The organism is Vibrio variabilis, assembly GCF_003263785.1.
Classification (GTDB): domain Bacteria; phylum Pseudomonadota; class Gammaproteobacteria; order Enterobacterales; family Vibrionaceae; genus Vibrio; species Vibrio variabilis.
The window spans coordinates 156,363-182,249 of the sequence record NZ_JYJK01000087.1; the positions used below are offsets into that span (position 1 = coordinate 156,363).

Here is a 25,887-nt window from a genome sequence, read left to right on the forward strand (position 1 = left end):
AACATGAATAGATACACACTATTGGTTGGTGTACTCAGTATCCTGATTTTGGGGTGCGCAAACGACAAACCACTTGGCTATTCAGTGGCCAAAATGAAACACGAACAAACGTATGACCATGAAGCAACCGCAAAAAATCTAGGTGTGGTGCCTGATGGGACAGGTGCACGTATGCAGGTCGCGTATGACGACTACACAGGTCAATCTGCATACGACGGCAAAGCAGAGAAAGTAATGGGAAGAAACCTCGCCGTGCAAAATCGGAGTAGTTCAGGCCGAAACTAAGGCTGGGAGGCAGTTATGTTATGCAATACAGGTACAAGGATCACGAGACAGTCGGGTATAACAACGATCTTGATAACCATGATACTCGCCGTGTTTTTGTTTTTTACGGCGTTGGCGGTGGATGTCAACCATGCATTGCTTAACAAGACTCGGCTACAAAATGGTGTTGATGCGGCGGCATTGGCAGCTGCAGTGAAGGTCAGTGCGGGTGAAACCGATGCAGTGGCAGAAGCTACCGCGATTTCAACCATTTCTGCCATGTTTGCAGCGCAAGGGAATACGGAACTGGTGATACCGGCGGAATCAATCAGTATCACATTTTCTAATGACCCTCAGGACTTCGCTAGTAGCTATGACAGCAGCGGTGATACCTATGTTCGAGTATCGGTCACTGATGTACCACTAACTTCGTACTTTCTGGGTTATTTTGGCGTTGATAAAGAGTCAGGTGCCGCAGCCGTAGCTGGACCCAGTTCGACCTTAATATACGCGTGTAACATAGTGCCTATTGCTGTGTGTGCAGACACATCGAGCGGCCCCAATGACTTTTTAGGCTACAACTTCCAACAAGTGTATGAACTTAAAGTCGCCGATCAGAATTCCTCAGAAATGGGGCCTGGTAACTTTCAACTGCTCGATTTTGGTTCAGGTGCGTCGACAGTGCGCAGTGCGCTAGCGGGTGGATATGACCAATGTATCGATATTAGTAATTCGGTTCAAACTAAACCCGGAGCATCGGTAGGCCCAGTGGGACAGGGATTGAATACTAGGTTTGGGATCTATTCTGGTGGTGGCGTTTCTGTCGACCAATACCCACCAGATGTCTATGTGGAGCAGCCTAGCACCCCCGCGACTACAGATAATGATGGAAATGTTGTCTATGACAACTCCTTTATGTATTCAGACTATGAACTAGGCGCGTCAGGGTGTGATGGCAGTGCATCCGGAAGTTGTACTGCAGGAGAGGGAGGCGTCGTATTTTGCCTATTCCAATGGTGGACTGTGATGGAGCCGGCGGTGGTACAGAGACCTTACCTGTAACTGCATCGGGTGTTTCTTCCTCACACAGCAAGCACCTGATAATAACGGAGCCAAGCAAGGCGTCTATGGCGAGTTTCTGGAAGATTGCACGGTCACTAATGGATCAACCGGAACTACCCCGAATGCCGAAGGCATTTTCAAAATTCAGCTCTATAAAGATCCATTGAGCGGGGAGGCTTGATATGCGTCGTTTTATTCGTAAATCCAAGCAAAAAGGGTTGGCCGCGATTGAGTTTGTCATGATGACGCCGCTGCTGATCGTATTCATGACGATTTGCCTGGAGCTTGGCAACTTGCTTGTGGAATATCAGGCACTTAATAAAGCAGTGCGAAATGGCGCGCGATATGCAGTAACCGCCATTTATGGTACTGCCACTACGCAGCAAATTGCCCCAACCACTGAGATTCAAAATGTCGTGGTGTACGGAGCCAACGTGGCTTCTGGTACTGCAGTATTGGATGGGCTGCTGACGGAAAATGTGTCGGTATCTCACAACAACGATCTCGTGACGGTGACGGCGACCTTTAACTACGTGCCGACCTTTGCAACTCTGCCGTTTTTGGAAAACGACATGAACCTTAACTTTTCAGCTTCAGCGGTAATGGAGACTGGATTATGAACATGACAAAAAAACAATCTGGCATGACCATCATAGAGTTCACGGTGATTGCTTGGGGTTTATTGGTGCTGGTGTTTTTTGCATTCGAGATTGGACGTTACATGTTTTCGATGCAAATGCTCAATGAAATGACCAGAAAAGCCGCTCGTCTAGCGACAGTATGTGCCATCACTGACCAAGGGGACATAACTAGTCTGCCCGAGGTGATAGAAAATCGTCCTATCGGCTTCGAGCCGGAGAATCTGGTGATTGATTATGTTGATGCCGCAGGTAGCCCTGTGTCTGTGGCTGGCTTTAGCGGCCTCTCCTCTGGTGCTCAGGCGGCGATTATGTCGCAGATACGCTACGTTAGCGCGGAGGTTTCAGGTTTTCAATTTCAATTTTTCCCTTTGCTGGCGTTCATTGGCAACGGGGGGCAGTGGATGTGCCCAGTTTCAAGACACTATTACCTGTTGAGAGTTTAGGGATTGTGAGACCCAACACTGGGTCCACGAATGGAACCATTGAAGATTGTTAGGAGTGACAACATGGGTGAACCGGTACCAATTAACAAAAATATGAGTGACAGCGTCACCTTTGCGCTTCGGACTAACCTTAACGTATGGGTGTTATACGCAACCGATGCATTCAAAAACCATATTACCAGTGAGCTAAAGAAAAGTAAGAACACAATTTGTGAGTCCGTATCACTCAATTTAGTGAGCCCAGATGCATTGAGAACGTTGCATGCTCCCGATGCCATTTTCGTTGAAGGCAAAATGGAGTGGGCTACCAAAGTCGCAGAGTTGCATGATTATGACCTGCCATTTAAGGACTCAGACGCTTCGTTGATTGTGTTTGGGGATGAGTCGGACACGGCGATGTTGAAAGTCGCGCTTCGAATCGGAGCATCAGATTTTCTATCTGAACGCGCCAGTATGGGGGACTTACTGCCACTATTGCAAACAATGGCCGAGCAAAAAATTGTCAATCGCGACATGGGAGAGCTGTTTATCTTCTTAAACACCAAAGGTGGTAATGGTGCGTCGACAATGGCCATCAATGTTGCGCTCCAACTAGCAGAATCGTTCCCCAACGAGGTACTTCTTATCGATGTTGATACTCAGTTTGGCACTGTACCCGAGTATCTGGATTTAACACCCAGGTACACCATGTTTGATGCACTTGAAGTCATGAGTGAGCTTGATGAATCCTCTATCAACGGGATCGTCACCAAGTACCAAAAACGTTTACACATCCTAGGGTTTGGTAAAGGCCAGGGAGCAAACGCAGCCGAAAAAGCCGAGAAGATACAAAAAATAGTGCCCTTGTTTAGGCAGTTTTACAAATACATCATCATTGACTTTTCAAGGGGCGTAGAGCCAACCTTCGCTCCGCTAATCACACCAGCGACTAAGTTATTTTTGGTTGTTCAGCAAAACTATATGTCGCTGAAAAACGCAAGCCAGTTGAGCAAGAGCCTCAAGTACGAGTATGGCCTGACAACAGAGGCTATTGAGGTCATCGTTAATCGATATTCCAGTAAGCAAGCTATCACACTGGCGGATATCGACAAGACCTTACCTGATTATGAGATTCATAACATACCGAATGACTATAAAGTCGCCACGGAAAGCGCCAATTTGGGCAAGCCTGTTATTGATTTCAAAAAGAAAAGTGCCATCAGCAAAGCTATCGCTAAATTGAGTGTGTCGTTGGGGAAAGTTGAGGCAGCGCCGAGTGGATGGTTATCGAAGCTGTTCAGTTAATTGCACGTAGGCAATGACTGTTCGCGAATGTTGCGATTCCACTGACACATAAACCAAGGAGGGGATATGTTCTTCAAAAGGAAAAATATTAATCCAGATTTTGAAAAAAGAGCCGCCGGCATCGACAATAGCGTGCCTGACAAGGCTGTGGTGGTCGAAGAGGTCGCTGTTGACGAAGTGGCTTCTGCTGTCGATGAGCAAGAGCAAATTAAGTCTCGCGCGGTTGAAGAGGCGCGCCGACAACTTGAACAAGATTTGGAAGTAAAGCATTACTTTCACAAGAAATTGCTCGAAACCGTTGATTTAGGTCTACTCTCGAGCCTTGATGAGGACACTGCAAAGCGAGAGTTACACGAAGCGATTCAGACTTTGATGAACGATGACAACGAGCATCCCCTTAGTCACGAAGGTCGCAAACGTGTTCTCGCACAAATTGAAGATGAAGTGTTTGGCCTTGGCCCTCTGGAACCCCTCCTTAAAGACACAACAGTGTCGGATATCTTGGTCAATGGACCAAAGAGTGTGTATGTAGAAAGGCGAGGCAAGCTGGAAAAAACGCCTTACACCTTTTTGGATGACCGTCATCTTCGCAATATTATCGACCGAATCGTCAGTCTAGTGGGGCGCCGTATTGATGAGGCATCGCCCATGGTTGATGCGCGTCTTCAAGATGGCTCACGTGTTAATGCCATTATCCCTCCGCTTGCAATTGATGGCGCGTCGGTGTCAATACGTCGTTTTGCGGTTGACCGTTTGACCATGGACAATCTATTAGAACTCGACTCTGTGTCCCCACAGATGGCCAAGTTTATTAATGGTGCGGTTAAAGGTGAGCTTAATATTCTAATCTCTGGTGGTACCGGCTCGGGAAAAACCACAACCTTGAACATCTTCTCTGGCTTCATTCCATCTAATGAACGCATCATTACCATCGAAGACTCGGCGGAACTCCAGCTTCAACAACCCCATGTCATCCGTTTAGAGACACGCCCTGCGAACCTCGAAGGCAAAGGTGAAATTACTCAGCGTGAGCTGGTGAAAAACTCGCTTCGTATGCGACCCGATCGAATTGTTGTTGGTGAGGTGAGGGGCAGTGAAGCCGTAGATATGTTATCAGCGATGAATACTGGCCATGACGGTTCTTTGGCGACGATTCACGCAAACTCGCCTAGAGATGCGTTGAGCCGTGTTGAAAACATGTTTGCGATGGCGGGATGGAACATTTCAACCAAAAACTTGAGAGCCCAAATCGCCTCAGCAATTCATCTTGTGGTGCAGATGGAGCGTCAGGAGGACGGTAAAAGGCGTATGGTGAGCATTCAAGAAATCAACGGCATGGAGGGAGAAGTGATCACCATGTCGGAAATCTTTAGGTTCAATCGCGAGGGTGTGGATGAGAAAGGAAATGTTCTGGGTCATTACACCGCGACCGGCGTTGTGCCAGATTGCCATAGTTCGCTGATTAAGCGGGGAATTGACCTTCCTTTCGAACTGTTCAATGAACTCGGCGGCAAGGAGGGTAAGTAACATGAACTTTGATGCGACTATGTTCTTTTTGCTGCTGTTTGTTGCGGTATTTCTAATCTCTCAAGCATTAATCCTGCCTGCTGCTGGGCAGCGGGCGAAACACAAAGAGCTCACCAAAAGACTGGAGCGAACCAAAAGCGAGCTAGATGCCGAGAGCGTAAGCTTACTCAAAGAGCACTATCATAAGCAGCTCACTCCTCTGGATAGAAAGCTGGTTGAAATTCCTTATTTCGCCAATCTACAAAAAATGACGGAACTGGCGGGTTTTAGAGTTGGGCTTGGCGACATTGTGATGCGTACGTTACTCGGGTGTCTGGCCCTGATTATTCTCGTTCCTGTACTGAATAAGCCTTGGTATTTTGGAGTGATAGGGGCGGTGTTTCTTGTTATCGGCGTGGTATTTTTCATCAATTGGAAAATTAGCCAAAGGCTCATCAAGTTCGAAGAGCAGCTTCCAGAAGCCCTAGATATTATGAGACGGATGCTTCAGGCCGGCCAGCCGTTAGCACAAACCTTTAAAGAAGTGGGCGAAGAGTTACCGGCGCCCGCCGGTGAGGAGTTCAAAAATACCTTCAACCTGCTCAGCTTTGGTTACGACATTAAAATATCCATACTCAACATGGCGGATCGAGTCCCCACTGTATCCATGTTGGCGTTTTCTTCCGCTGTGTTATTGCAAAAAGACACAGGCGGTAACTTAGCAGAGAACTTGCAGAAAGTGTCCGAAGTGCTCCGAGCGCGCTTTAAGTTGTCACGTAAGATACGAACCCTATCCGCTGAGAGTCGCATGTCTGCATGGATTTTGGTGCTGTCACCATTTGCACTATTCCTAGGCTTAATGGCGGTAAATGCGGAGTTAGTTGAACCCCTTTACACCGATCCCCGAGGTCTAAAAGTGATTGCTGGTGGTATTGTCTGCTTGATGCTTGGCGCTTTATGGATGAGAAAGATCATTAATATCGAGGTGTAGCATGGAAGCGTTATTACAGCAGGTCGAGAGCTTTAACATTGCCCGTGAATGGTTTTTGCTGGGTGCGGTATTGCTAGCCGTAACATTGGCGGTATTTACGCTAGGTTTTGTCATGTTTGGGGTTAAATCGGGTGTTGAGCGTCGTGTTGAGCACTTGGCTGAGCCAGAGGCTAAAAGACAAACGAGTCGAGTTCGTGACACGCTTGAGTCACTATCTCCGCTGTATGTGCCCGGCAACTCTAAAGAAAAAGAAAGTATTCGCCATCAATTAATGCACGCTGGGTTACATGAGAAAAGTGCGCTGGGTAACTTCTACGCAATAAAGATATTTTCCTTTGTTATTGGTGTGGTGCTGGCTGGCAGTTTTTATTTAACGCTGAGCGACTTTAGCCAGTTGAATCTGATTATTGCAGTGAGCGTTCTCGGCGGACTGTTTATACCTAACATCGTTCTTGACAGAATGGTCAAAAAAAGACAACGAAAAATCCGCGCTGGTGTGCCAGATGCACTCGATCTTCTCGTTGTTTGTACTGAATCTGGGCTGGGTTTTATGGCAGCGATGAAACGTGTTGCCAACGAAACTTACATCGCACACCCAGAGCTGGCGGATGAGCTGGAAACCGTGTGTATCAAAGTCAAAGCCGGTGTGGAGTTACCTCAGGCCTTCAACGAGCTAGTCATTCGAACTGGCCTCTATGAACTGAGTGGTTTGGTTAGCATGCTTTCTCATGCATCTAGAATCGGTGGTAGCTTGTCGGCGACACTTCGTGACTATACTGAAGATTACCGAGACAAACGAAATCAGGCCGCGGAAGAATTAGCTGCGAAGATACCGACCAAAATGATGTTCCCGATGGTACTGTTTATTTGGCCTTGTTTCTTCATTGTGGCCGTAGGGCCAGCCATCCTAAATATTATGAAAGCTTTCGAGTAAGGATACGTTATGAAAGGCATCAAAATACTCTTTTTAATTGTCATCGTTTTCGGGCTTCAAGCCTGTTCAAGTGGTCCGAAAGAGCCTGCTTATGACACCTCGTTGTATTCAGGCCGACCAATTGAAACGTTGACTCAGGCTCCGCCGCCTCAGACGGAGATTGAAGCAATACAACGTGGTGACGCGGCACTTGCCGCGAACAATGTGGATTTGGCGCTGTACGAGTACATTCGCTCTCTCTCATTTGGAACCGAAACCTATAAAGACCAAACTCTGTACACCATAGGGCAAATACACCTTTCACGGGGTAACAATGAGCTAGCAGAGAAGGCGTTCCTATTATCGGTTAAAGACAACCCCGATCATGTGATGGCGCATCAGCAGCTTGGTAACTTATATGCTCGGACAGGGCGTGTTGAGGAATCGGAAAGTTACTTTTTAAGGGCGATTAACGCTGATCAAGTTCGTCAGAACTCAACAAATACCATAGATTTTGATTCAGTTACCAAGTCTAAGGTAGACAGTTTAAGTGTAGACAGCCAATCCCCAGCGATCGCCTTCATGGGACTTGGGATTTTGGCCGACGTCAATAATAACTATGATGTCGCTAGGTCGATGTATGAAAAGGCGTATCAAATATCCCCTCAATCTACCAAAATATTGATCAATCAAGGTTACTCTTACTATATGTCGGGAGACTATAGTAAAGCGCAGTCATACACACAGAAAGCACTAAAGCGTGAGCCAGAAAATGAGAAAGCGCAAAACAACATGGCGCTTATTTATCTAGCTCAGGGGTATGAAAATCGTGCGTTAAACATGTTTAGCCGTCATCTTGAAAAACCCGAGGCTTTAAACAATGTCGGGTACTTTCTTATGCTAAAAGGCAAGCCCGAGCGTGCGATTCCATACTTTCAGCAGGCAATCGATGCTAAGCCATCATACTATGAATTAGCCAACGATAATCTGGAACGTGCTCTTTCTGAAGTGCGCAATAAAGAAGTGATAATTTCCAACAACTAGTCTTACTCGCGTTAAACGCGTTTCGTAGCAGCAAAGTGGCGCGCCCAAGGATGGGTGGCCGCTTTTTTTTGTTCTAAATTCTTCGTTATGTAAAAACGCCCTTTTACTAAAGGGCGCTTTGAATGTAAGTAGATTAGTTGTTGGAATTAGAACTCAACACTCGTGTCTTGATTACCAACTACCGCTACATCGGATTGAGTACTAAAGATGTTGAAACCCGCTGCCACAGGATCTGAGCCTTCTTCGCCATCGTCATGCTGAGCCGTACAAGTGTAACCAAGGTTGTAGCTACCCGGATCTAGGAAACCAAATGAGAATTCGTAGACTTGCTGCGTTTCATTGTAACTTACGCTCGCAGAGGTTAGAGGCTTAACGGTATCAGTTCCGCCAATGGGCGCCATGTTTTCTTGTGTAGTACCGCTTTCATACAAGTACACAGCTTGCGCGACATTGGCGTCCGCTGGGTCGTTACAAGCGTTGAACGTCGCTGTTGTTACGGTGCCTTCAATATTTCCAGTCACAGCGGTATTGATCAGAGTGACCGAGGTACGTTGAATGCTGTAATCTGGGAAGGTCGAGGTATTTTTTAAACCTCGTCGTAGGTCAAACTCTACAGCAAAGTCATTGTTTTGCGGATTTACCGCAAACGAATCATTGAAGTACAGTACACCTGTGTTGTCTATTTTACCTACACCCTGTGGGCAGGCGCCGTTACCTTTAACGGACAACTCGCGCTCGGTATTGTCATCTTCAATTACGTAGGAGGGGTGGGTCGGGTGATCACCATCGTTCGCGAACACGCATAGCTTGTAGTTACCGACAGTCACTACTTCATCTTTAATCAGCGGCATGACTTTACTGCCTTGATAGTCAAGCAGGTTGACGCTCAGTGGCACCGGGTCTTCACCGTCAGGAATAGGGTTGCCATTCTCATCAACCGGGTTGCCTTCATCGTCAGTCAAGTACACATCATAGATAAGTGGTGAGCCACCACCTTGTGGCAACAGTGCCACGGTGCCAAAGGTCACAACAACCTCTTTGACCTCATCCACGGGAGCGTCTGTAACGCTGAGCGTCACAGGCGTCGTTGCTGCTGGAGAGCTTGAATCTCCACCACATCCAACGAGTGCAAGTGACACGACACCTGCAACGGCGGTAAGCTTTAAATACTTCATAATTCATTCCTTAATTACACTGCTGGTAAAGCGCGATGATTAATCATCGTCTTTGTCGCGGTCTTTACCTTTGTTGTTTTTGTCCTTGCCGTGCCCTTTGCCTGGGTTATCGTCGCCATGGACGCTTCGGTTGTCCCCCTTGTTTTTATTGCCGCCTTTTGAGCCGTCATCACAATCTTCTGAACGTAGTGTCATCACGTCACCTTCGATTTTTCGGCAATCGTCACTGATTTCCATGCGATCGCCTTTGATGGTGACATCTGCTTGTGCTGCAGAAAGGGGGATTAAAGCGCCAAGAGCCAATGAGACGAGTACTTTCATTGCTAACCTACCTTTGTAAGTTGTGGGACACGTCAAGCGTGTATAGGTTAGTTAAGTTTAGTAACAATATGTCAGAGCTATTCAATGCCGGGAAAGGATTTTGTCAGCGCATACCAGAAGTGAGACACGTTGTCAGAAAATCGGCCACCCCTTATGAGATAGGGCGCACAAGAAAAAGCAGCATGATTTGCTGGCGTTTTTAGCTTAGTGAAATCAGTTTAGTTAAACCACTTTAGTTTGTCGTGCAATTGGGTCACACTCCCAACCACTATTAAGGCTGGGCTTTCTGCTTCGCTGGCCATTTGAGGTAGCGTGTTGAGTGCACCTTGGAAAACACGCTGTTCTTTGCGCGTGCCATTTTCAATTACTGCGCACGGTGTGTTTTCATCAAGGCCATGGGTAATGAGCTTGTCAGTAATGCGTCCGCTTTGTTTTAGACCCATATAGAAGACGAGCGTGTTGTTGGATTGGGCAAGAGACCCCATTCGATTTCACGGCCATCTTTTTGTACGTGACCGGTGATAAACTGAACGCTTTGCGCGTGGTCGCGGTGAGTAAGGGGAATACCTGCATACGCTGTTGCTCCAGCCGCCGCCGTGATGCCAGGAACCACTTCGAAGTTAATACCGTTCTCAGCTAAGGTTTCTAGCTCTTCACCGCCGCGGCCAAAGATAAAACGAATCCCCACCTTTTAGCCTAACCACTTTGTGACCTTCTTTGGCTTTCTCTACCAAGATTTGGTTGATCTGATCTTGTGGAACGCAGTGATAGTCGAGCTTCTTGCCTACATAGATCATCTCTGCACCAGGTTTTGCCAGCGACAGGATATCTTTGGATACGAGTCTATCGAAAACGACGACATCCGCAGACTGAATCACGCGATATCCTTTCACTGTCAAAAGATCAGGGTCTCCCGGCCCCGCACCGACTAACGAAACAAAGCCGGCATTTAAAGATGTGTGATTAGTGGTCATAAGCTACGCCTATCAAATCTAAATTTGGGTATAAAGAGTGATACTCGGCAGTACGACTTTTTATAACCAAAGAGGTAAAAGACCTCACCACGAAGGTGAGGTCATATCGAGATTATTTCGCGCTTAGCGCTGGTTCAGCTTGCACTTGTTCTTCTGTTTCACTAGAGATTGAAGGTGCAGTTTTAGCGTGAGTTAGGTAAAGCGGGATACATGTCATGATTAGACCGCCAACGATGTTACCTAGGATGGTAGGGATAAGGTTGAAGTTCAACCAAGTCGCGATACCAAAGTCAGCACCTAGAATCATGCCTAGTGGGAATAGGAACATGTTGACTACTGTGTGCTCAAATACGAGTGCGAAGAAGATGAAGATTGGGAACCACATCATAGCCACACGGCCTGCAACAGTGCGTGCTGTCATGTTACCGATTACGCCTAGACAAACCATTAGGTTACAGAAGATGCCGCGCACGAAACAGGTGATCCATCCGTCCATACCCATGTTTTCAAAACCAAGGCTACGAGCCGTAGAAACCGCAATGAACTTCTTCGCTACTGCGTTTAGCTCAAGAGAGAAGTTGCCTGTTAGCGAAACAGCCACAAGGTAAGCAACAATCAGTGAACCGATAAGGTTACCCAGACCCACTAGACCCCAGCAGCGCATGATACGGCTCCAAGTGATACCTGGGCGGTTTTCAAATTTTGCTAAAGGTGCGAGACCGAAAACGCCGGTTACTAGGTCATAACCCATCACGCTCAGAATCACGAAACCAACAGGAAATACGAGTGCGCCCACAATACCGATTCCAGTTTGTACCATAGTAGTGATTGCAACCACCACCGCTAGTGATAGAATCACGCCAGCCATTGTGCCGCGTAAAAGTAGATCGCGAGTGCTGGTTTTGGTCTTCGCTTCGCCAACGTCGATCATAGTTTGAACGAATTGTGCAGGTTTAAAATCAGTAGACATCATGTCTCTCCAACAAAGTGTAAAAATAAAAAAGTTAAGATTGAATAGTGATAGGGGCTAGGGTGGCTAACCCCTATAGGCTATTCATTCTCTAGAACGCGTTTTCTAGAAGCGGTTAAGCAGAAATCTCTACCGCACCTTTAGTCACGCGAGCTTTGTAAGCTTTCACGCTAAAGCGCTCATCTTCCATGCACGCACCTGTTGTCAGGTTAAAGCGCTGCTTCTTAAGCGGGCTTGCAACCCAAAGTTCGCCTTGGTGCTCAACAATCAAACCACGTGATAGCACGTTAGATTGATAGAACGGATCCATGTTGCTGATAGCGCGGACTTCTTCTGCAGCGCTTGGGCGGAAAACCGCAACCTGCTGACCGTCAATCAATGCACAAACGCCTGTGCCTGGGACGATATCTTGGATGTCACATACTTTTTGAAATGCCATGATTACTTCTCCAGCTCAACGTGTAGAATGTCGCCTTTCGCTTCAGGGTGTTTCTCAGTGAATGTCGCTGGACGGTGTTGGTCACGCTCTTGAACGAATACCACATTGTCATCACGTAGGTCACTGTTAATGAAGTGAGCAAAGCGCGTAAGCTGAGACTCGTCTTCAATCGTGTTCTTCCACTCACAGCTGTAATCGCCCACCAGACGCTGAACGTCAGCTTCAAGCTGCTCGTTGATACCAAGCTTGTTATCAACGATAACTTCACGTAAGTAGTCCACACCACCTTCCATGTTTTCCATCCAAACTGACGTGCGTTGTAGTGGCGCAGCGGTGCGGATGTAGAACATCATGAAGCGGTCGATGTATTGAATTAGCGTTGCTTCGTCTAGATCAGAAGCCAGTAGGTCTGCGTGACGAGGCTTCATACCGCCGTTACCACATACGTACATGTTCCAACCTGCGTCAGTGGCGATGATGCCAAGGTCTTTACCTTGCGCTTCTGCACACTCACGAGTACAGCCAGAGACACCAAACTTCATCTTATGAGGAGTACGGATGCCTTTGTAACGGTTCTCGATGCGAGAGCCTAGGCCAACTGAGTCTTGAACGCCGTAACGACACCAAGTGGAGCCCACACACGTTTTCGCCATGCGAAGTGCTTTTGCGTACGCTTGACCTGTCTCGTAACCTGCGTCAATCAGCTTCTTCCAGATAGCTGGAAGATCGTCTTTTTGCGCACCGAACAGACCGATACGTTGTGCACCCGTCACCTTGGTGTAAAGGTTGTATTCTGCAGCTACTTCAGCCAGCACTTTTAGCGCTTGAGGTGTGACTTCACCGCCAGCCATACGTGGGATAACAGAGTAAGTACCGTCTTTTTGGATGTTACCTAGGAAGTTATCGTTAGTATCGTGTAGCTTCACTAGCTCAGGCTTAAGGATGTGGTCACCCCAGCAAGACGCTAGGATAGAGCCAGCAAGTGGCTTACAGACTTCACAGCCGTAGCCTGTACCGTGTTTTTCAAGTAGCTCTTCAAACGTCTTGATCTCTCCGATACGTACTAGGTGGAACAGCTCTTGACGAGAGTAAGCAAAGTGCTCACACACATCGTTCTTAACTTCGATACCAGACTTCGCAAGTTCAGCATTAAGAACTGAAGTCACAAGAGGGATACAACCACCACAGCCAGTGCCTGCGCCAGTCACCGCCTTAATGTCGCCAATGGTGTGGTGACCTTGAGCAACTGCCTCTGCAATCTTGCCTTTAGTAACGTCAAAGCAAGAACAGATAACCGCTGACTCAGGAAGAGAATCAGCACCTAGAGTCGGTTTTTCAGCGCCAGCGTGTGCTGGAAGAATAAGTGCATCAGGGTGCTCCGGTAGGTCGATTTCGTTCAGCATTAGTTGAAGTAGGTCGCCGTAGTCAGAAGTATCACCAACCATGACTGCACCAAGAAGCTTCTTGTTGTCTTCAGAAACGATGAGGCGCTTATACACTTCTTGCTCTTCGTTTTGGTAAACGTAGCTCTTACAGCCAGGAGTGCGACCGTTAGCGTCACCAATTGAGCCTACTTTCACGCCGAGAAGCTTAAGCTTCGCCGACATGTCAGCGCCTTCGAATTTGCTGTCGTTACCAACGATGTGGTCAACCGCAACTGTAGCCATCTTGTAGCCAGGAGCCACTAGGCCGTAGAACATTTCGTTCCAAGACGCACATTCACCAATCGCGTAGATGTTTTCATCCGACGTTTGGCAGAAGTCGTTGATAGCAATACCGCCACGAGGAGCAATATCTAGCTTCATTTCGCGAGCAAGTTTGTCTTGAGGGCGGATACCTGCAGAGAACACGATGAAATCAGTTTCTAGCTCAGTACCGTCAGCAAAGCGCATCACATTACGCGCTGTTTTGCCTTCAGGCGCAATTTCTAGCGTGTTCTTGCTGGTGTGAACGTTCACGCCCATGCTTTCAATTTTTGAACGAAGCTGGTTACCGCCCGCTTGGTCTAGCTGCTCAGCCATAAGTTTTGGTGCGAATTCAACCACGTGAGTTTCTACACCCAGTGCTTTCAGTGCACCGGCAGCTTCAAGACCTAGCAGACCACCACCGATAACTACGCCGCTCTTGCTCTTCTTAGCGGTTGCTTCGATAGCTTTAAGATCTTCGATAGTACGGTAAACAAAACAGTCTTTGCTTTCGTTGCCTTTGATAGGCGGAACAAATGGGAAAGAGCCAGTAGCGAGGATGAGTTTGTCGTATTTGATTTCACGACCAGTGCTGGAATAAACGATGTGGTTTTCACGATTAATATTGATAGCACGCTCGCCAATCAATACGTTAATGCCGTGCTTTTGGTAAAAACCTTCTTTAACGAGAGAGAGCTCGTCAGCAGTGTGGTGCGAAAAATAAGAGGAAAGGTGCACACGGTCGTACGCAACGCGGGGTTCTTCGCAGAAGACAGTCACTTCATAGTTAGTCATATCTGCTTTCTCGACTAAGTCCTCGAGATAGCGATGACCAACCATGCCGTTTCCTACGACGACAAGCTTCATCTTGCTCATGATTATACCTAAGTGTTAGTTCTTCAAATCTGTCTGCATTGTTATTTGTGAAAGCAAATTAATACATGATGTAAATCAATTACGGATTTAAACTACTCTAAAGGGGTAGAGTGAGTGGTGATTTATCCGACTAGACGATGTTTTACGAAGTGAATTATCGGAAATTACTATGATAAAGAGGAGGTGTTGAGACTTTTCTAGGGAATTTGCCATCAGATGTACGTTGGCGTACATCTGATCTATTCATATTTTGATTTATTTTTGTATGGAAATTACAAAACTGGAAGTTGAAGTCGTCAAGGCTTGTGTGCGATTAACCTAGTCAACCAATAAAAAGCCACACACCAACGCCACACATCAGTGTGCCTGCGATGCGATTCATGGTTCGTACATTGTTAGCGTTGCCCAGGGTGCGCTTTAAACCTTTACCACCGGTTGCGTAGATCGTCATGCAGACGAACTCACTGACCAAGATAATGGCAAGCATCATAGTAACCTGGCCAAACATTGACTTGGATTGATCGATAAAAGGTGGAAGCAGTGAAATCATGAAAGCCCAACCTTTAGGGTTGGCGATGGCTGTGACAAAGCCTTGTACAACAAGATCCCAATCGTTGTGACGTGACGATTGCTCAACCTCGGATGTGATGGCGAGTTTACCGCGTGAACGCCACATTTGAACGCCTAAATAGAAGAGATAAGTCGCACCGACTGCTTTGAAAATGGTGAACACTTCTGGATATCTCAACATCACTGCCGCGATACCCAAAATAGCCGCGAGAGCAACAACCGCAACGCCTAATAGCTCACCAATCATCATCCACAACGTACGTCGATAACCAATGCTCATGCCCATAGTAAGGGCAAGCGTCATGCACATACCTGGAGTAATCGATACAAAGAAAAAGGTGGGGATGAATATCGTCAGCGTAGCCCAGTCCATAGTGTTACTTTTCAAAATATTGAACAATTCGGCTATTAATATCAGAGAATCCGTGACAGAACTATCACTTTGTTAAACAGAATGGAATATTTTTAGCGGCCTTCGGCTTGGAGATAAATAAAGAGTTGGTGCCGCGGAAAGGACAAAATAAGGCGCGTTGATTAAATAATAGACAGATTGGCTGCTCAATCAGAATGATGCTAAATGATAACACTTTGACATACATAGTGTTTACATTCATTGTTGGTGAGCTATCCAATAACGTACACAGGAATCTAAGAAATGGACTTCAAAAAAACCATTCGTCGAGTCAGTACCCTTATCGTCGCATCTCTAACGACTCTTGCCGCAGCACATGTTCAAGCCGACGACAAAGTATATCGTCTAAAACTTGCCGAAACCTGGGGCCTAATACGCCTATCTTAGGGGATGCGAGTAAGAATATGGCTAAGCTTGCGAAAGAAATGTCGAACGGACGTTTAATTATTCGTATCGACTCTGCCAACAAACACAAAGCGCCACTGGGTGTCTTTGATATGGTGAAATCGGGCCAATACGATCTTGGCCATTCCAGCTCTTACTACTGGAAAGGCAAAGTTCCCAACACGCTCTATTTCTCATCGATGCCATTTGGCATGACAACCATGGAGCAGTACTCATGGTTTTATCACGGTGGCGGTTTAGAGTTGATGCAGCAGGTGTATTCACCGCATAACCTACTGTCATTCCCAGGCGGTAACTCAGATATCCAGATGGGTGGTTGGTTCAAAAAAGAGATCAACACTGTCGACGATCTGAAAGGGCTTAAAATGCGCATACCAGGTTTTGCTGGTGAAGTGTTGGCTCAGGTTGGCGCTAAACCAACCAATATCGCACCAGGGGAACTTTATACCTCGCTAGAGCGTGGCACTATTGATGCACTAGAGTGGGTTGGTCCTGCGTTTGATTTGCGAATGGGCTTTCAGAAAATTGCGCCATACTACTATACAGCATGGCATGAGCCAGGTTCAGAGACACAGTTCCTAGTAAACAAAAAAGTTTGGCAGGAGCTACCTGACGATTTAAAAATCATTCTAGAGACTTCGTTCCGCGTTGCGGCGTTTGATATGTATACCCAAGCGCTTCATGAGAATGCGAACAGCTGGTCTAAGATGAGTTCAGAGTATCCAGACATTAAAGTTCGTAGCTTCCCACCTGAAGTCATTAATGCTCTAAAACAAGCGAACGGTGAGCTGCTTAAGCAACAAGCGGCGAAGGATGAACTGGCAAAAGAAATCTTGGATTCACAAGCGTCATATTTAAACAAAATGCGTGAATGGACTAACATCTCACTACAAGCTTATTTGAACGAACAAACAAATTAAGCATGTCTAGTCTCGCATTAAAAACGGCTCATTTTACTCGTTGAAATGAGCCGTTTTGTCTTAGTTCGTCGCTCGACTAGTAAAGGAAATGTCTTTTCCGTGGCCGGAGCCTATCATCACTGCTTCAAATATCGGCTCCGATGCGTCATTCGGATTTGACCAGTTAACAATAAAATTGGCGCCAACCCCACCGCTTACTTCGCGCTTTTCTACTAGATACTCAGAGCTTGAAAGTGGTTCGAGTACATAACCTTTTTCAAGGAACTCTCTAACCAGTTTTCCTTCTGTGTCAAAGTAATCAATGCTATGGATCTGAATGCTCTGTTTTGGATCTGTATTTCTCACAACTAACGTGGTCTCTAGCAGAACGGGTTTACCTCCATCAGTGTAGATATGAGAGTAAGCAGGGACGTAACTGCTACGATCTGCATTGTCACTTGCAGCAAGGGTTGTTCGTTCGATTTGCTGGGCTTGATGACTCAGCTTTTCTTCAATGGTATCGACTGATTTGATCAGTGATCCAAGATAAATGGCTAAGCCGATGGCAAGGACAGTTGAGAGAATGGAAACAATTTGGCTGGCTTTACGATTTTCAGTCATGTGGTCTCCTAACAAGGCATTGAAGTAATGCATGCAGTGTACTATTTACAGCTAAAAATGGGTTATTTGTTATCAAGATCAGAGCGTTAACTAGGCCACTTTATTGTTAGTAGATATGTCTTGCCCCTCGAAAGGGCAACTCCCTTATTTGGTGCGAGTGATGCACAGACTTGGTGCTAAACAACGCCATTGAGTGCGATGACGCCCCTTTTCATTCGCCGATCCTTTGTAATTGCGAGCGATTAAACTATAGAATACGGGTATATAAATTGCTTTATTATCAACAAACTAGATTCAAGGGATTGAACATGAATTTAACGACAACAGAAAAACGCTGGCTGCCATGGTTTGGGAATACGGGGAAGATCGCGATGCGTTTGGCTTGTTTTGCCAATCGTAGTCGCATTAATGAGCTTGAGCAAACGTTCGAGAGCATTGCCCAAACTCGGGTGAAGCTGCTAGAAACATGGACGCTTAATCAATGGAGATTCTTGGAAGATGCCGCTTTCTATATCTCCTCGAAGACTCAAGATGAACAGTCTGAGGCGCTCGATCTATTGCTTAAACGCAGCAAGGACTTCACTGAGCTTTTCTTGGTCGATAGTCATGGCGTGACAATCAGCTCTAGCTATCGCGAACACAATGGACAAAGGCTGACTTCTTTAAAGGCATTAGAGCTTGGCCAAGTGAAGCCATTCTTACATGGTCCTTATGTTGATCAGAAAACGCTAACAATAGGGGCATCATCGTCCAAGTTTCATGATGCTGTCACCTTGATGTTCTACCAACCTCTCGATGCGAATCAGCCTAACTCTCCTGTACTCTGCGGGCGTGTGCCAAATGATGTACTGGGAGATTTGATTCAGCGAGAAGCGGGGCATATCTACAGTGAGTCTGGGGACAACTATCTATTTATGGTTGAGTCGAAGTTTGACCCATCCATCGCACAAGGTGTTGCGTTGTCACGCTCTCGATTTGAAGACAGCACCTTTTCTCATGGTGAGAATCTAAAGCAAGGGGTTCAAACGGATTGGGGGACAGTGCAAATTCGTCATCATACAGAATTTGAGGTGGTGTTTAATGATCCCGCAACCAACCAACTTCACCCAGGCGTGCGTGAAACGATCAAAAATGGCAGCAATATCTATGTTGATTATCCCGGATACTCGGACTATCGCCACATTCCAGTGATTGGCAAGGGTGTGACCTTTCAGTTGCCGGGCTCTATTGATCGATGGGGCATGATGTGTGAATCGGATCTTGAAGAAGTACACCGTCATCGCTCGCTGGTGGGACGTTTAACTCGCCGCTTTATGGCTTCAGCTATGTTGGTCACACTGTTACCAGTCGCTTTTCAGCATTTTCTGGGCTGGGATGCGTATTCGAGTGCGGGTGTATCATTACTCACTGCTGGTGCATTAACGTTACTGTTTAGAGCTCGCACGGCTAAACCTTTGTCACTAAGCCTCGAGCAGATGACGGGAGTGATGAAGGTGCTGGCAGAAGGGGATGGGAATCTAAAGCAACGGCTCGATGCATCGAAGTTCAAAGCGGATGAGACCGGGGATTTAGGCCGATGGACAAACAGCTTTATTGATAACCTGGAAACCGTGGTATCAGAACTGGTGTTTGCGAGTCGCGAGGTGAACAACGTCTCTGAATCGATGTTTCGTTGTAGTCAGCGACTGTCTAAGTCGAGTGAGGATACATCGGGTTCCATCTCCCAACTTATTGATCTTTCTGAGCAGCAAGTTGAAGAAATCCGTTCTGCTAATGACAATGCAAGAGAAATGCATATGTTGATGACGGAATCTGTGGAACGAGCGCATCAGGAGTATGAAACGGCTCGTAGCAGTGCCGACAATATTAAAGAGATTGTTCAGTCTTCGTCTGCCAGCGTGAATGACGTGAACAATGAAATGGAAAGGATTAGTGACATTGTCACACTTATCACAGATATTACGGCGCAAACCAATCTACTGGCACTGAATGCAGCCATTGAAGCGGCGAGGGCGGGTGAGCACGGTAGAGGCTTTTCTGTGGTCGCCGATGAAGTGCGAACTTTAGCGATAGAACCGCCGCTGCCGCTAAGGATATTGGTGATTTGATGGAACAATTACGGCAACAGTCTGAGAAAGCCGTGAATACCATGCGTGCGGGGATTGAAAATGTGGAAAGCAATGCTTATTTAGCTGATACATCGAAGCAGAACGAACAGTTACAACAATCGGTAAACTCTTTGTTTGCTGCAATTACTGGGCTAGCGAACATGAGTAACACCAATTCACAGACAGCGGAGCATGCTGCTGAGTCGACAAGTTCACTGCAATATCAATCCAAGCAGCTAGCACGTCGAACATCACTTATGCAAAACTCTATCTCAAGGCTAGATCAATTGGTTGGCCGATTTGAAGTGTAAGCGCAATGACAAAGGAGGCACATGCCTCCTTTTCTGTTTTTTAGCTCTTTAAGCCGCTCTATTAATACCGTTCGCTTCTATTAGCTCCGCCAACTTAGCTTTGTCTACGATAACACTCCGAAGATCCTGGTTTCTTTTTGCTTCATACATAGCAAAGTCAGTATAGATGAGTAGCTGCTTAATGCTTAGCTCGCTGCTGTCTGGTAAGAACACGCCTACTGCTGCGTGAAGTCGCAATGTTTCATCTTGGCCACGAAGCTTAAATTCAAAACTTTCGAGTTGTGGTAGTAGTTCAGACAATTTACTTCTACTCAGTGGCGTAATAGCAACAAACTCATCACCACCAATTCGATAGCTTGTCCCTTTTACTGTTTGGCGAAGCAACTTGGCGTAGCATCTTAGTACTTGGTCGCCGACCGTGTGACCGTAAGTGTCATTAATTTGTTTGAACCCATTGAGGTCAATGTAAATAAGTCCGTTTCCTTTACCTAATGATTGCTTACGAATACGATTCAACGCATAACGATTCTTTAGCTTAGTTAGAGCGTCGTGGTTTGCTCTATGGTTAGTAAGATAACCAAATACGATGGTAACTAATATAAACAGCCCGAGCAGAACATTGATTATATTTAGGCGCCTTTTATCTAACTCTTTTTTATTGAGCTCCCGCCAGTTTGCTGGTGGTTGATATTTCTGGTGAATCGCTTCTGTATCGACAAAGTCCAAGGTGCGATTGAACAGTTTTGCCAATGTCTCACCACGTTCTGTTTTCGGAAAACCAAAACTAAGATGTGATTGATAAAAAGGTTTAAAGTAATGGTCTTCGGTAATTTCCGACAGCACTTGCTCATAGAGCAAAGTATTAAGTGTGACGCGGTTAGTGACGGCGTAGTCAATCGTCCCAGCAATTAAACCTCGTACCATGGCTTCGGTGTCTTTGAAATAAACCAGTTCTTTGTTTGGTAGTAATCGCCTGGTAATAGTGGCAAAAACATCGTTTTCTACAACACCTACACGCTCAGCAAAAAGCTCAGAGATGTGCCTGTAGACTTCTTCTTTAAACCCAACACGTTTCGCAATGACTCCATCAATGGAGGCAAAAGGCCGACTGAAAATCATATGTTTTTGCGATGCCTGAGATCGGCAATAGGGGTCATGACGTCGTGCTCGGCAAGCATGAGCTTTTGCAGCGATGTTGCCCAGGCTTTGTTGGGCTCGTAGATAAGTTCACATTGCAAAGAGCCTAGACGACAGATTTCGTTAACCAGTTCTACGGCAACGCCTTTTACATCGCCATCTTTGGATTGATAGACATAAGGTTTTCTGTGGTTGAGATGCACCTCTAGAGGAGCTCTAAGGTCTAAGCCAGAAGACTCAATGTCACTTTTTAATTGCTTGATTGCTATGTTGGTAATGTAGCTTTCGATATAACTACGTATCTGCTTTTGAACCGAATCTTGTGAAATGATTTGACTGAACTTCGCCAACAAAGGCACGTTCTCTTGTTTATTGGTAATAATAGAAACAGGCGGTATTGAGACCCTGTCATTAATTAGAGCCGCTTTAAATCCAGCATTTAAAAACCATTCTAGCTGCAAAAATGTGCCAATGTAGCCATCAATATCGCCGCTGCGCATGCTTTCAAAGGCCACGTCATTATCGTTAAAACTTAAGACTCGTTTTTCAGGGTAGTAGCGTTGAATAATATCGTTAAACGCTGTCCCCATTGTGGTCCCAATTACAGTCAGCTCGTCAAAGCTTTGACCGGATTGAGTAAACAAGTAAGTGGGCTCTATATTGATTGGTTGCGAGAAAATAAATCGTTGGGAGCGAGCCTTGGTAAAAGTGATATTGGCGACAAAATCCAGTTCACGATTTTCAACGGCATTGAGGCGTTCAGTAAAATCTGATGCCGCAACATATTCGAAGCGAAAGTTTGATTGGCTCTCAATGGTTGAAAAAATAAACCTAGCCAAGAAGTCCCGCTCATGAGCGGAGACTAAAAAGGTTTTATTTTCCGTGCTTGCGGCATGTGCACTTTGAAAGGCATTAATGACGACTAGAGCAGTGGAGATAACAATGACAACAAGGTGATGCATACAGCGAACTCTCAACTCCAGTGACTCCTTCCATGGCATTATTGGGTAGAGGTAAGTGACCATTCTAGCCGCTGTATGCCATATTGCAATGTTAACCAACTGAAAACAAAATAGAAGTCGAGAAATGGTATTGAAACGCAACGATATGTCGAGTTTAGTCTATTTTTTGCGGTAAAAAGGCGACGTTAAACGTCGCCTTGTGAGGTAATTCTGTCAATGAATGCACTAGACCATGACCGCATTATTGCTATTGTCATGACCTCTGTCACGATTGGCAATATGAAGTCCCCACATCGCCAGTAGCGCCATGATAAGCATGATTGCCCCGAGCGGAAGTTGACTGCTAGCAGGAATAACCGATGCGCCAAGTGTGGCAAGTCCAGCTCCAAGGTTTTGCATGCCGCCCAATACCGCACCACCTGTACCCGCATGATTCGGGAATGGCGTTAATGCGCCCGTGGTTGCCGCTGGAAATAAGACACCAGCACCCAGAAAATAGACAGTGGATCCAAACGTTAGTGTCCAAGCGTCGGTTGCACCTTGTAAACCTGGTAGTAATACCACCACAGAGCCAAGTACAATAGCAGCTAAGCCAAATTTGAATGCCGCTTGTGTACCGTAACGTTTAGCTAGCATGGATGAGAAACCAGCGCCCAACAAATAGCCTGGGATTGGCATCACAAATAGAATGCTAACAGTCAGCGCAGATAATTTAAGTACACCACCAAATAAAACGCCAGCTGCCGCTTCGAATACTGCAACTCCGGCAAAGGTTGCCACAAGGCAAATTACATAACCTTGAAAGCGGCGATCTGATAGCACAAATCGATAGTTGTCCATTGCTGAGCTTTTGCTCCTACGCTCTTGCGGCAGCGTTTCCATCAGCTTCGATGCCATTACAATCACCACAGCAACGGCAAACAGAGTTAAGAACAGGTAGCTTGAACGCCAACCCAGTGTCTCGGTAAACACGCCGCCCAGCACGGGTGCAAGCAGAGGCGAAAAAATTACACACATGCTAATGATGCTGTTTGCACGGTGCAGTTCTTCTCCTGAAAAACAGTCACGAGAGAGTGTTCGAGACATCGCTCCGCCACTACCGATCCCCGCGCCCTGAATGAAGCTACCTAGTAAAAATAGCTCGAATGAATGGGCGAACAGACTAATAACTGCACCGACAAGGTAGATAGCCAATCCAACTAGAATGATAGGTTTACGACCTAATTTATCTGAGAGAGGGCCATATACGAACTGGGATAAACCGTAAGGGATCAAATAACACGCCATTACAGCTTGTAGCATGGCGGGGTTAACGCGAAACTCTTGCGCCATTTGCCCAATAGATGGGACATACATAGTTTGAGTCATTTGACCTACAGCGGTCAGAATAGCGATCAAAAAGGTCAGCTTTGCTAATGGAAACTTGGATGACATTTCTCAAATATCTCGTAAACAATAGGGAGTGATGAAACCTGCCTAGGAATTGCCCTGTCAGTGTCAGGGCGCAGATATTAGTGTCAGTTTGGGCTTTCATCAATAACAAAGTGTGATGTCAATCACGATAAATATTTTGATTATTGGTTAGAAAAAATAATGCGAGTATCCGGGGCTAGGTACTCGCGGATTCGCTTTATTGCATCCACAAGTAAACTTTTCTTGCAATCCAATAGCCGGCTTTGGCTACGGTTTTGATTACTATAAAGCTAAAGGTGGCGATGGAAGTGATCAGGCCACCCGTGCCTACCATAAGTTTGTATACGTCGGTATGCTGAAAATCTCTATAAGTCATTTTGTCTGCTTTACCTTTTCTGCTCAGCCTTGTCTGGAGCACATAGTAGCGGGATATATTTTGTAAAGTTGCCATTTTGTGCCACAGGTGTTGAAAAGACGAAGAGACTACTTGAGCTGTGTATGGAGAGCGATAGCGTGTACGATGAAGCAGGTATTTTTTTACTCAATATCAGAGTAACAAGATGTAACTAATTGATGCCGAGTACCAAATAAGCCGACGTTTCGTCGGCTTTGGAATCTTAGTTAGGCAAAAACCACGTCAGTGATATCGTGGTAAGTGTGTTAAGAGTGGATGTCCGCTTTTAGCTGGCCTTTACGAGTTCGAAGCCCGGCTTCCAGTTTCTTTAACGATGCCGCGATTGCGGGGTACATGATGTCGTGAGTAGCTTTGGCTGAGACCCTTACGCCTTCGTAGTTGGTGAATATTTCCACCTCATGCTGGTCATGCTCTTTTCTAATGATGATGTCGCTACTAATGAGCTGCGGGAAGTGAGCCGCAATTTTGTCGAACTTGCTTTCTATCTCTTCTCTTGAGTCGTCGCCGATAGATACGTGATGGGTCTGAATGTTTATTTTCATTAATGGCACCTCTCCTTTCACTACGTATTTTAAACCTAGCAAAGGAGAGGAGGTTTGACAAAGCCGTTACCGTTACCACTTTAAGTGCAAGAGGTTACTGTAACAATGTTTTCTCTAGCTGCTTAACCGAATAACTGTATGTAAACCAGGCGCTTATCCCCGCTAGGATGTTACCAATTAGCGCACCATAAAAGAGCCCTTGAATTCCCCCAAATTGTGCACCGAGCCACAAACAAGGTAAGAAAAATGCGAATAATCGAAGGGTTGAAATGGTCAGCGCTGTCTTCGCTTTACCCAGTGCATTAGAGATAGAGACCATCAGCATACAGACTCCTAGCGGGCCGAGACTGAAGGGAACTAAAATTAGGTGGTAGTTGAGTATCTGATACACATTGTCTTCACTGGTCATCAGAGACGAGAGTTGGTTGGCAAACATTAAAGTGATGAGCGCCACGACAAACTGGAAGCCAAGGATATACGCTACGGCGATATTCACTAGCTTCTTAATGTCGACCAGATTTTTAGCACCCAATAGCTTACCCACCATAGGTGGCATCGACATAGTCAGTGCGAGCACGGTCACAATAGCAAAGAACTCATAACGAGAGCCAAGTGCCCACGCCGCCACTGCTGCAGTGCCAAATGTCGCGAGTAGCTTCGTTGCGAGCATAGAAGAGAGAGGCGGTAAGAGCTGACTTACCATGGCTGGCGCATGATTTTCCAGATAGATCTCAGGCTCTCAGCAATATCGACGTTGGACCAATTGAATGACGCCCAGTTTTTGGATACAACCTTAGGTGCAACTACCAAAATACCGATACCAAACGCCACCACGGTCGCAATGGCAGCGCCATTGATGCCCATCTCAAAGGTAAAAATAAACAGAGGGTCTAGGGCGAGGTTAATAATACTAGTGATGACCATCATCATGCCGGGTAGAACAGTATTACCATTCGCACGACAAACGCTGTAGTAGAAATAAAGCACAGCGCCCACCCAAGAGCTCAGCAGCCAATACGGCCAATAGCTATCGATAACAGGGTAAACCGATTCTGGTGCGCTCAGCATGGCAAGAATAGGATGCCTAATAAACCAAATCACTATGCCAATGATGGCGATGCCTAAACTACCGAACACGAGAATTAATCCGCCGAGCTGTTTCGCATACTCTTCATTGTTGGCACCGAGTGCACGAGAAATAATGGCAGTGGTTGCGATACCTAGGCCGACTTGAATCCCAATGATGACCATCTGCATAGGTAGGGTAAAACCTTGAGCTGCCAGAGGTAGTACGCCGAGCTGACCAATGAAGGCACTATCGACTAATTGGAAGCTCATCAGCGAAAGCACACCCAGTACCATAGGTAATGTCATGTTGAACAATTGCTTGGCTAACTGTTTAGAATCTTTATCCACGTTGCTCTCTTATTTTGTGTTCCGACGTCTTGTCACGAACGATGGCTAAAAAATAGGAAAGACGGGCAGTGTGCCCGTCCTTGATTGA

19 protein-coding genes and 5 pseudogenes are annotated in these 25,887 nt (G+C 46.2%); 11 read left to right on the plus strand and 13 right to left on the minus strand.

Annotation, left to right across the window (positions count from 1 at the left end; genetic code table 11):
• Nucleotides 1–3 precede the first annotated feature (3 nt).
• From TZ48_RS15830 to TZ48_RS15870, 9 genes and pseudogenes are all read left to right on the plus strand, one after another.
• Nucleotides 4–285, plus strand: coding sequence for a hypothetical protein (locus TZ48_RS15830; RefSeq protein ID WP_420822943.1), 282 nt, complete (start codon nt 4–6; stop codon nt 283–285).
• 15 nt (nt 286–300) lie between these two features.
• Nucleotides 301–1,326, plus strand: coding sequence for a pilus assembly protein TadG-related protein (locus TZ48_RS15835; protein ID WP_239670919.1), 1,026 nt, complete (start codon nt 301–303; stop codon nt 1,324–1,326).
• A 182-nt stretch (nt 1,327–1,508) separates the two neighbouring features.
• Entirely contained in the window at nt 1,509–1,946 is a 438-nt protein-coding gene (locus TZ48_RS15840) for a TadE/TadG family type IV pilus assembly protein (RefSeq protein ID WP_112479861.1), read from the plus strand.
• A complete protein-coding gene (locus TZ48_RS15845; RefSeq protein WP_239670920.1) occupies nt 1,943–2,410 on the plus strand; it encodes a TadE family protein in 468 nt (155 codons plus the stop codon). The genes TZ48_RS15840 and TZ48_RS15845 overlap by 4 nt, the downstream gene beginning before the upstream one ends.
• A gap of 63 nt (nt 2,411–2,473) precedes the next feature.
• On the plus strand, nt 2,474–3,694 hold the full coding sequence (locus TZ48_RS15850) for an AAA family ATPase (RefSeq protein ID WP_162674621.1): 1,221 nt from the start codon (nt 2,474–2,476) through the stop codon (nt 3,692–3,694).
• A gap of 219 nt (nt 3,695–3,913) precedes the next feature.
• Nucleotides 3,914–5,221: pseudogene (locus tag TZ48_RS15855) on the plus strand (CpaF family protein); the annotation flags it as partial.
• A 1-nt stretch (nt 5,222) separates the two neighbouring features.
• On the plus strand, nt 5,223–6,191 hold the full coding sequence (locus tag TZ48_RS15860) for a type II secretion system F family protein (protein WP_112479864.1): 969 nt from the start codon (nt 5,223–5,225) through the stop codon (nt 6,189–6,191).
• Nucleotide 6,192: 1 nt separating this feature from the next.
• A complete protein-coding gene (locus TZ48_RS15865) occupies nt 6,193–7,125 on the plus strand; it encodes a type II secretion system F family protein (protein ID WP_112479865.1) in 933 nt (310 codons plus the stop codon).
• A gap of 9 nt (nt 7,126–7,134) precedes the next feature.
• The gene (locus tag TZ48_RS15870; protein WP_112479866.1) at nt 7,135–8,148 is read left to right on the plus strand and encodes a tetratricopeptide repeat protein; all 1,014 of its coding nucleotides are present in this window, start codon (nt 7,135–7,137) and stop codon (nt 8,146–8,148) included.
• Nucleotides 8,149–8,294: 146 nt separating this feature from the next.
• Here the strand turns inward: TZ48_RS15870 and TZ48_RS15875 are convergent, their stop codons facing one another.
• From TZ48_RS15875 to TZ48_RS15905, 7 genes and pseudogenes are all read right to left on the minus strand, one after another.
• The gene (locus tag TZ48_RS15875) at nt 8,295–9,323 is read right to left on the minus strand and encodes a DUF4382 domain-containing protein (protein WP_112479867.1); all 1,029 of its coding nucleotides are present in this window, start codon (nt 9,321–9,323) and stop codon (nt 8,295–8,297) included.
• Between the two features lie 39 nt (nt 9,324–9,362).
• A complete protein-coding gene (locus tag TZ48_RS15880; protein WP_112479868.1) occupies nt 9,363–9,644 on the minus strand; it encodes a CG2 omega domain protein in 282 nt (93 codons plus the stop codon).
• A 218-nt stretch (nt 9,645–9,862) separates the two neighbouring features.
• Nucleotides 9,863–10,618, minus strand: a pseudogene (gene cobA, locus TZ48_RS15885) (uroporphyrinogen-III C-methyltransferase).
• Between the two features lie 112 nt (nt 10,619–10,730).
• A complete protein-coding gene (locus TZ48_RS15890; RefSeq protein WP_112479869.1) occupies nt 10,731–11,588 on the minus strand; it encodes a formate/nitrite transporter family protein in 858 nt (285 codons plus the stop codon).
• 115 nt (nt 11,589–11,703) lie between these two features.
• A complete protein-coding gene (gene nirD / locus TZ48_RS15895; RefSeq protein WP_112479870.1) occupies nt 11,704–12,027 on the minus strand; it encodes a nitrite reductase small subunit NirD in 324 nt (107 codons plus the stop codon).
• Nucleotides 12,028–12,029: 2 nt separating this feature from the next.
• Nucleotides 12,030–14,588 (minus strand): nitrite reductase large subunit NirB, encoded by a 2,559-nt coding sequence (gene nirB, locus TZ48_RS15900; protein WP_112479871.1) that lies wholly within the window; start codon nt 14,586–14,588, stop codon nt 12,030–12,032.
• A 322-nt stretch (nt 14,589–14,910) separates the two neighbouring features.
• Nucleotides 14,911–15,531, minus strand: coding sequence for a LysE family translocator (locus tag TZ48_RS15905; protein ID WP_112479872.1), 621 nt, complete (start codon nt 15,529–15,531; stop codon nt 14,911–14,913).
• 282 nt (nt 15,532–15,813) lie between these two features.
• On the opposite strand from TZ48_RS15905, the pseudogene TZ48_RS15910 reads away from it, so the two are divergent.
• Nucleotides 15,814–16,895 (plus strand): annotated as a pseudogene (locus tag TZ48_RS15910) (TRAP transporter substrate-binding protein).
• Nucleotides 16,896–16,955: 60 nt separating this feature from the next.
• Here the strand turns inward: TZ48_RS15910 and TZ48_RS15915 are convergent.
• The gene (locus TZ48_RS15915) at nt 16,956–17,495 is read right to left on the minus strand and encodes a DUF3124 domain-containing protein (RefSeq protein ID WP_162674622.1); all 540 of its coding nucleotides are present in this window, start codon (nt 17,493–17,495) and stop codon (nt 16,956–16,958) included.
• A 308-nt stretch (nt 17,496–17,803) separates the two neighbouring features.
• Between TZ48_RS15915 and TZ48_RS15920 the strand changes: the two are divergent.
• A pseudogene (locus TZ48_RS15920) lies at nt 17,804–19,914 on the plus strand (methyl-accepting chemotaxis protein).
• A 48-nt stretch (nt 19,915–19,962) separates the two neighbouring features.
• Here the strand turns inward: TZ48_RS15920 and TZ48_RS15925 are convergent.
• From TZ48_RS15925 to TZ48_RS15945, 5 genes and pseudogenes are all read right to left on the minus strand, one after another.
• The gene (locus tag TZ48_RS15925; RefSeq protein WP_112479874.1) at nt 19,963–21,033 is read right to left on the minus strand and encodes a GGDEF domain-containing protein; all 1,071 of its coding nucleotides are present in this window, start codon (nt 21,031–21,033) and stop codon (nt 19,963–19,965) included.
• Nucleotides 21,030–22,013, minus strand: a complete 984-nt coding sequence (locus TZ48_RS15930) for a substrate-binding periplasmic protein (protein ID WP_162674623.1) — start codon at nt 22,011–22,013, stop codon at nt 21,030–21,032. Before TZ48_RS15930 ends, TZ48_RS15925 begins: the two co-directional genes overlap by 4 nt.
• A 225-nt stretch (nt 22,014–22,238) precedes the next feature.
• Complete coding sequence (gene emrD, locus TZ48_RS15935) at nt 22,239–23,447, minus strand: multidrug efflux MFS transporter EmrD (protein WP_112479876.1); 1,209 nt, start codon at nt 23,445–23,447, stop codon at nt 22,239–22,241.
• A 639-nt stretch (nt 23,448–24,086) separates the two neighbouring features.
• Complete coding sequence (gene hpf / locus TZ48_RS15940) at nt 24,087–24,383, minus strand: ribosome hibernation-promoting factor, HPF/YfiA family (RefSeq protein WP_112479877.1); 297 nt, start codon at nt 24,381–24,383, stop codon at nt 24,087–24,089.
• Nucleotides 24,384–24,477: 94 nt separating this feature from the next.
• Nucleotides 24,478–25,745: pseudogene (locus TZ48_RS15945) on the minus strand (MATE family efflux transporter).
• Between the last annotated feature and the right edge of the window lie 142 nt (nt 25,746–25,887).

Excerpts from the sequence above, each read along its gene's own strand:
- TZ48_RS15830 (WP_420822943.1), top strand. The coding sequence starts at position 4 with ATGAATAGATACACACTATTGGTTGGTGTACTCAGTATCCTGATTTTG.
- TZ48_RS15835 (WP_239670919.1), top strand. The coding sequence starts at position 301 with ATGTTATGCAATACAGGTACAAGGATCACGAGACAGTCGGGTATAACA.
- TZ48_RS15840 (WP_112479861.1), top strand. The coding sequence starts at position 1,509 with ATGCGTCGTTTTATTCGTAAATCCAAGCAAAAAGGGTTGGCCGCGATT.
- TZ48_RS15845 (WP_239670920.1), top strand. The coding sequence starts at position 1,943 with ATGAACATGACAAAAAAACAATCTGGCATGACCATCATAGAGTTCACG.
- TZ48_RS15850 (WP_162674621.1), top strand. The coding sequence starts at position 2,474 with ATGGGTGAACCGGTACCAATTAACAAAAATATGAGTGACAGCGTCACC.
- TZ48_RS15860 (WP_112479864.1), top strand. The coding sequence starts at position 5,223 with ATGAACTTTGATGCGACTATGTTCTTTTTGCTGCTGTTTGTTGCGGTA.
- TZ48_RS15865 (WP_112479865.1), top strand. The coding sequence starts at position 6,193 with ATGGAAGCGTTATTACAGCAGGTCGAGAGCTTTAACATTGCCCGTGAA.
- TZ48_RS15870 (WP_112479866.1), top strand. The coding sequence starts at position 7,135 with ATGAAAGGCATCAAAATACTCTTTTTAATTGTCATCGTTTTCGGGCTT.
- TZ48_RS15875 (WP_112479867.1), bottom strand. The coding sequence starts at position 9,323 with ATGAAGTATTTAAAGCTTACCGCCGTTGCAGGTGTCGTGTCACTTGCA.
- TZ48_RS15880 (WP_112479868.1), bottom strand. The coding sequence starts at position 9,644 with ATGAAAGTACTCGTCTCATTGGCTCTTGGCGCTTTAATCCCCCTTTCT.
- TZ48_RS15890 (WP_112479869.1), bottom strand. The coding sequence starts at position 11,588 with ATGTCTACTGATTTTAAACCTGCACAATTCGTTCAAACTATGATCGAC.
- nirD (WP_112479870.1), bottom strand. The coding sequence starts at position 12,027 with ATGGCATTTCAAAAAGTATGTGACATCCAAGATATCGTCCCAGGCACA.
- nirB (WP_112479871.1), bottom strand. The coding sequence starts at position 14,588 with ATGAGCAAGATGAAGCTTGTCGTCGTAGGAAACGGCATGGTTGGTCAT.
- TZ48_RS15905 (WP_112479872.1), bottom strand. The coding sequence starts at position 15,531 with ATGGACTGGGCTACGCTGACGATATTCATCCCCACCTTTTTCTTTGTA.
- TZ48_RS15915 (WP_162674622.1), bottom strand. The coding sequence starts at position 17,495 with ATGACTGAAAATCGTAAAGCCAGCCAAATTGTTTCCATTCTCTCAACT.
- TZ48_RS15925 (WP_112479874.1), bottom strand. The coding sequence starts at position 21,033 with ATGATTTTCAGTCGGCCTTTTGCCTCCATTGATGGAGTCATTGCGAAA.
- TZ48_RS15930 (WP_162674623.1), bottom strand. The coding sequence starts at position 22,013 with ATGCATCACCTTGTTGTCATTGTTATCTCCACTGCTCTAGTCGTCATT.
- emrD (WP_112479876.1), bottom strand. The coding sequence starts at position 23,447 with ATGTCATCCAAGTTTCCATTAGCAAAGCTGACCTTTTTGATCGCTATT.
- hpf (WP_112479877.1), bottom strand. The coding sequence starts at position 24,383 with ATGAAAATAAACATTCAGACCCATCACGTATCTATCGGCGACGACTCA.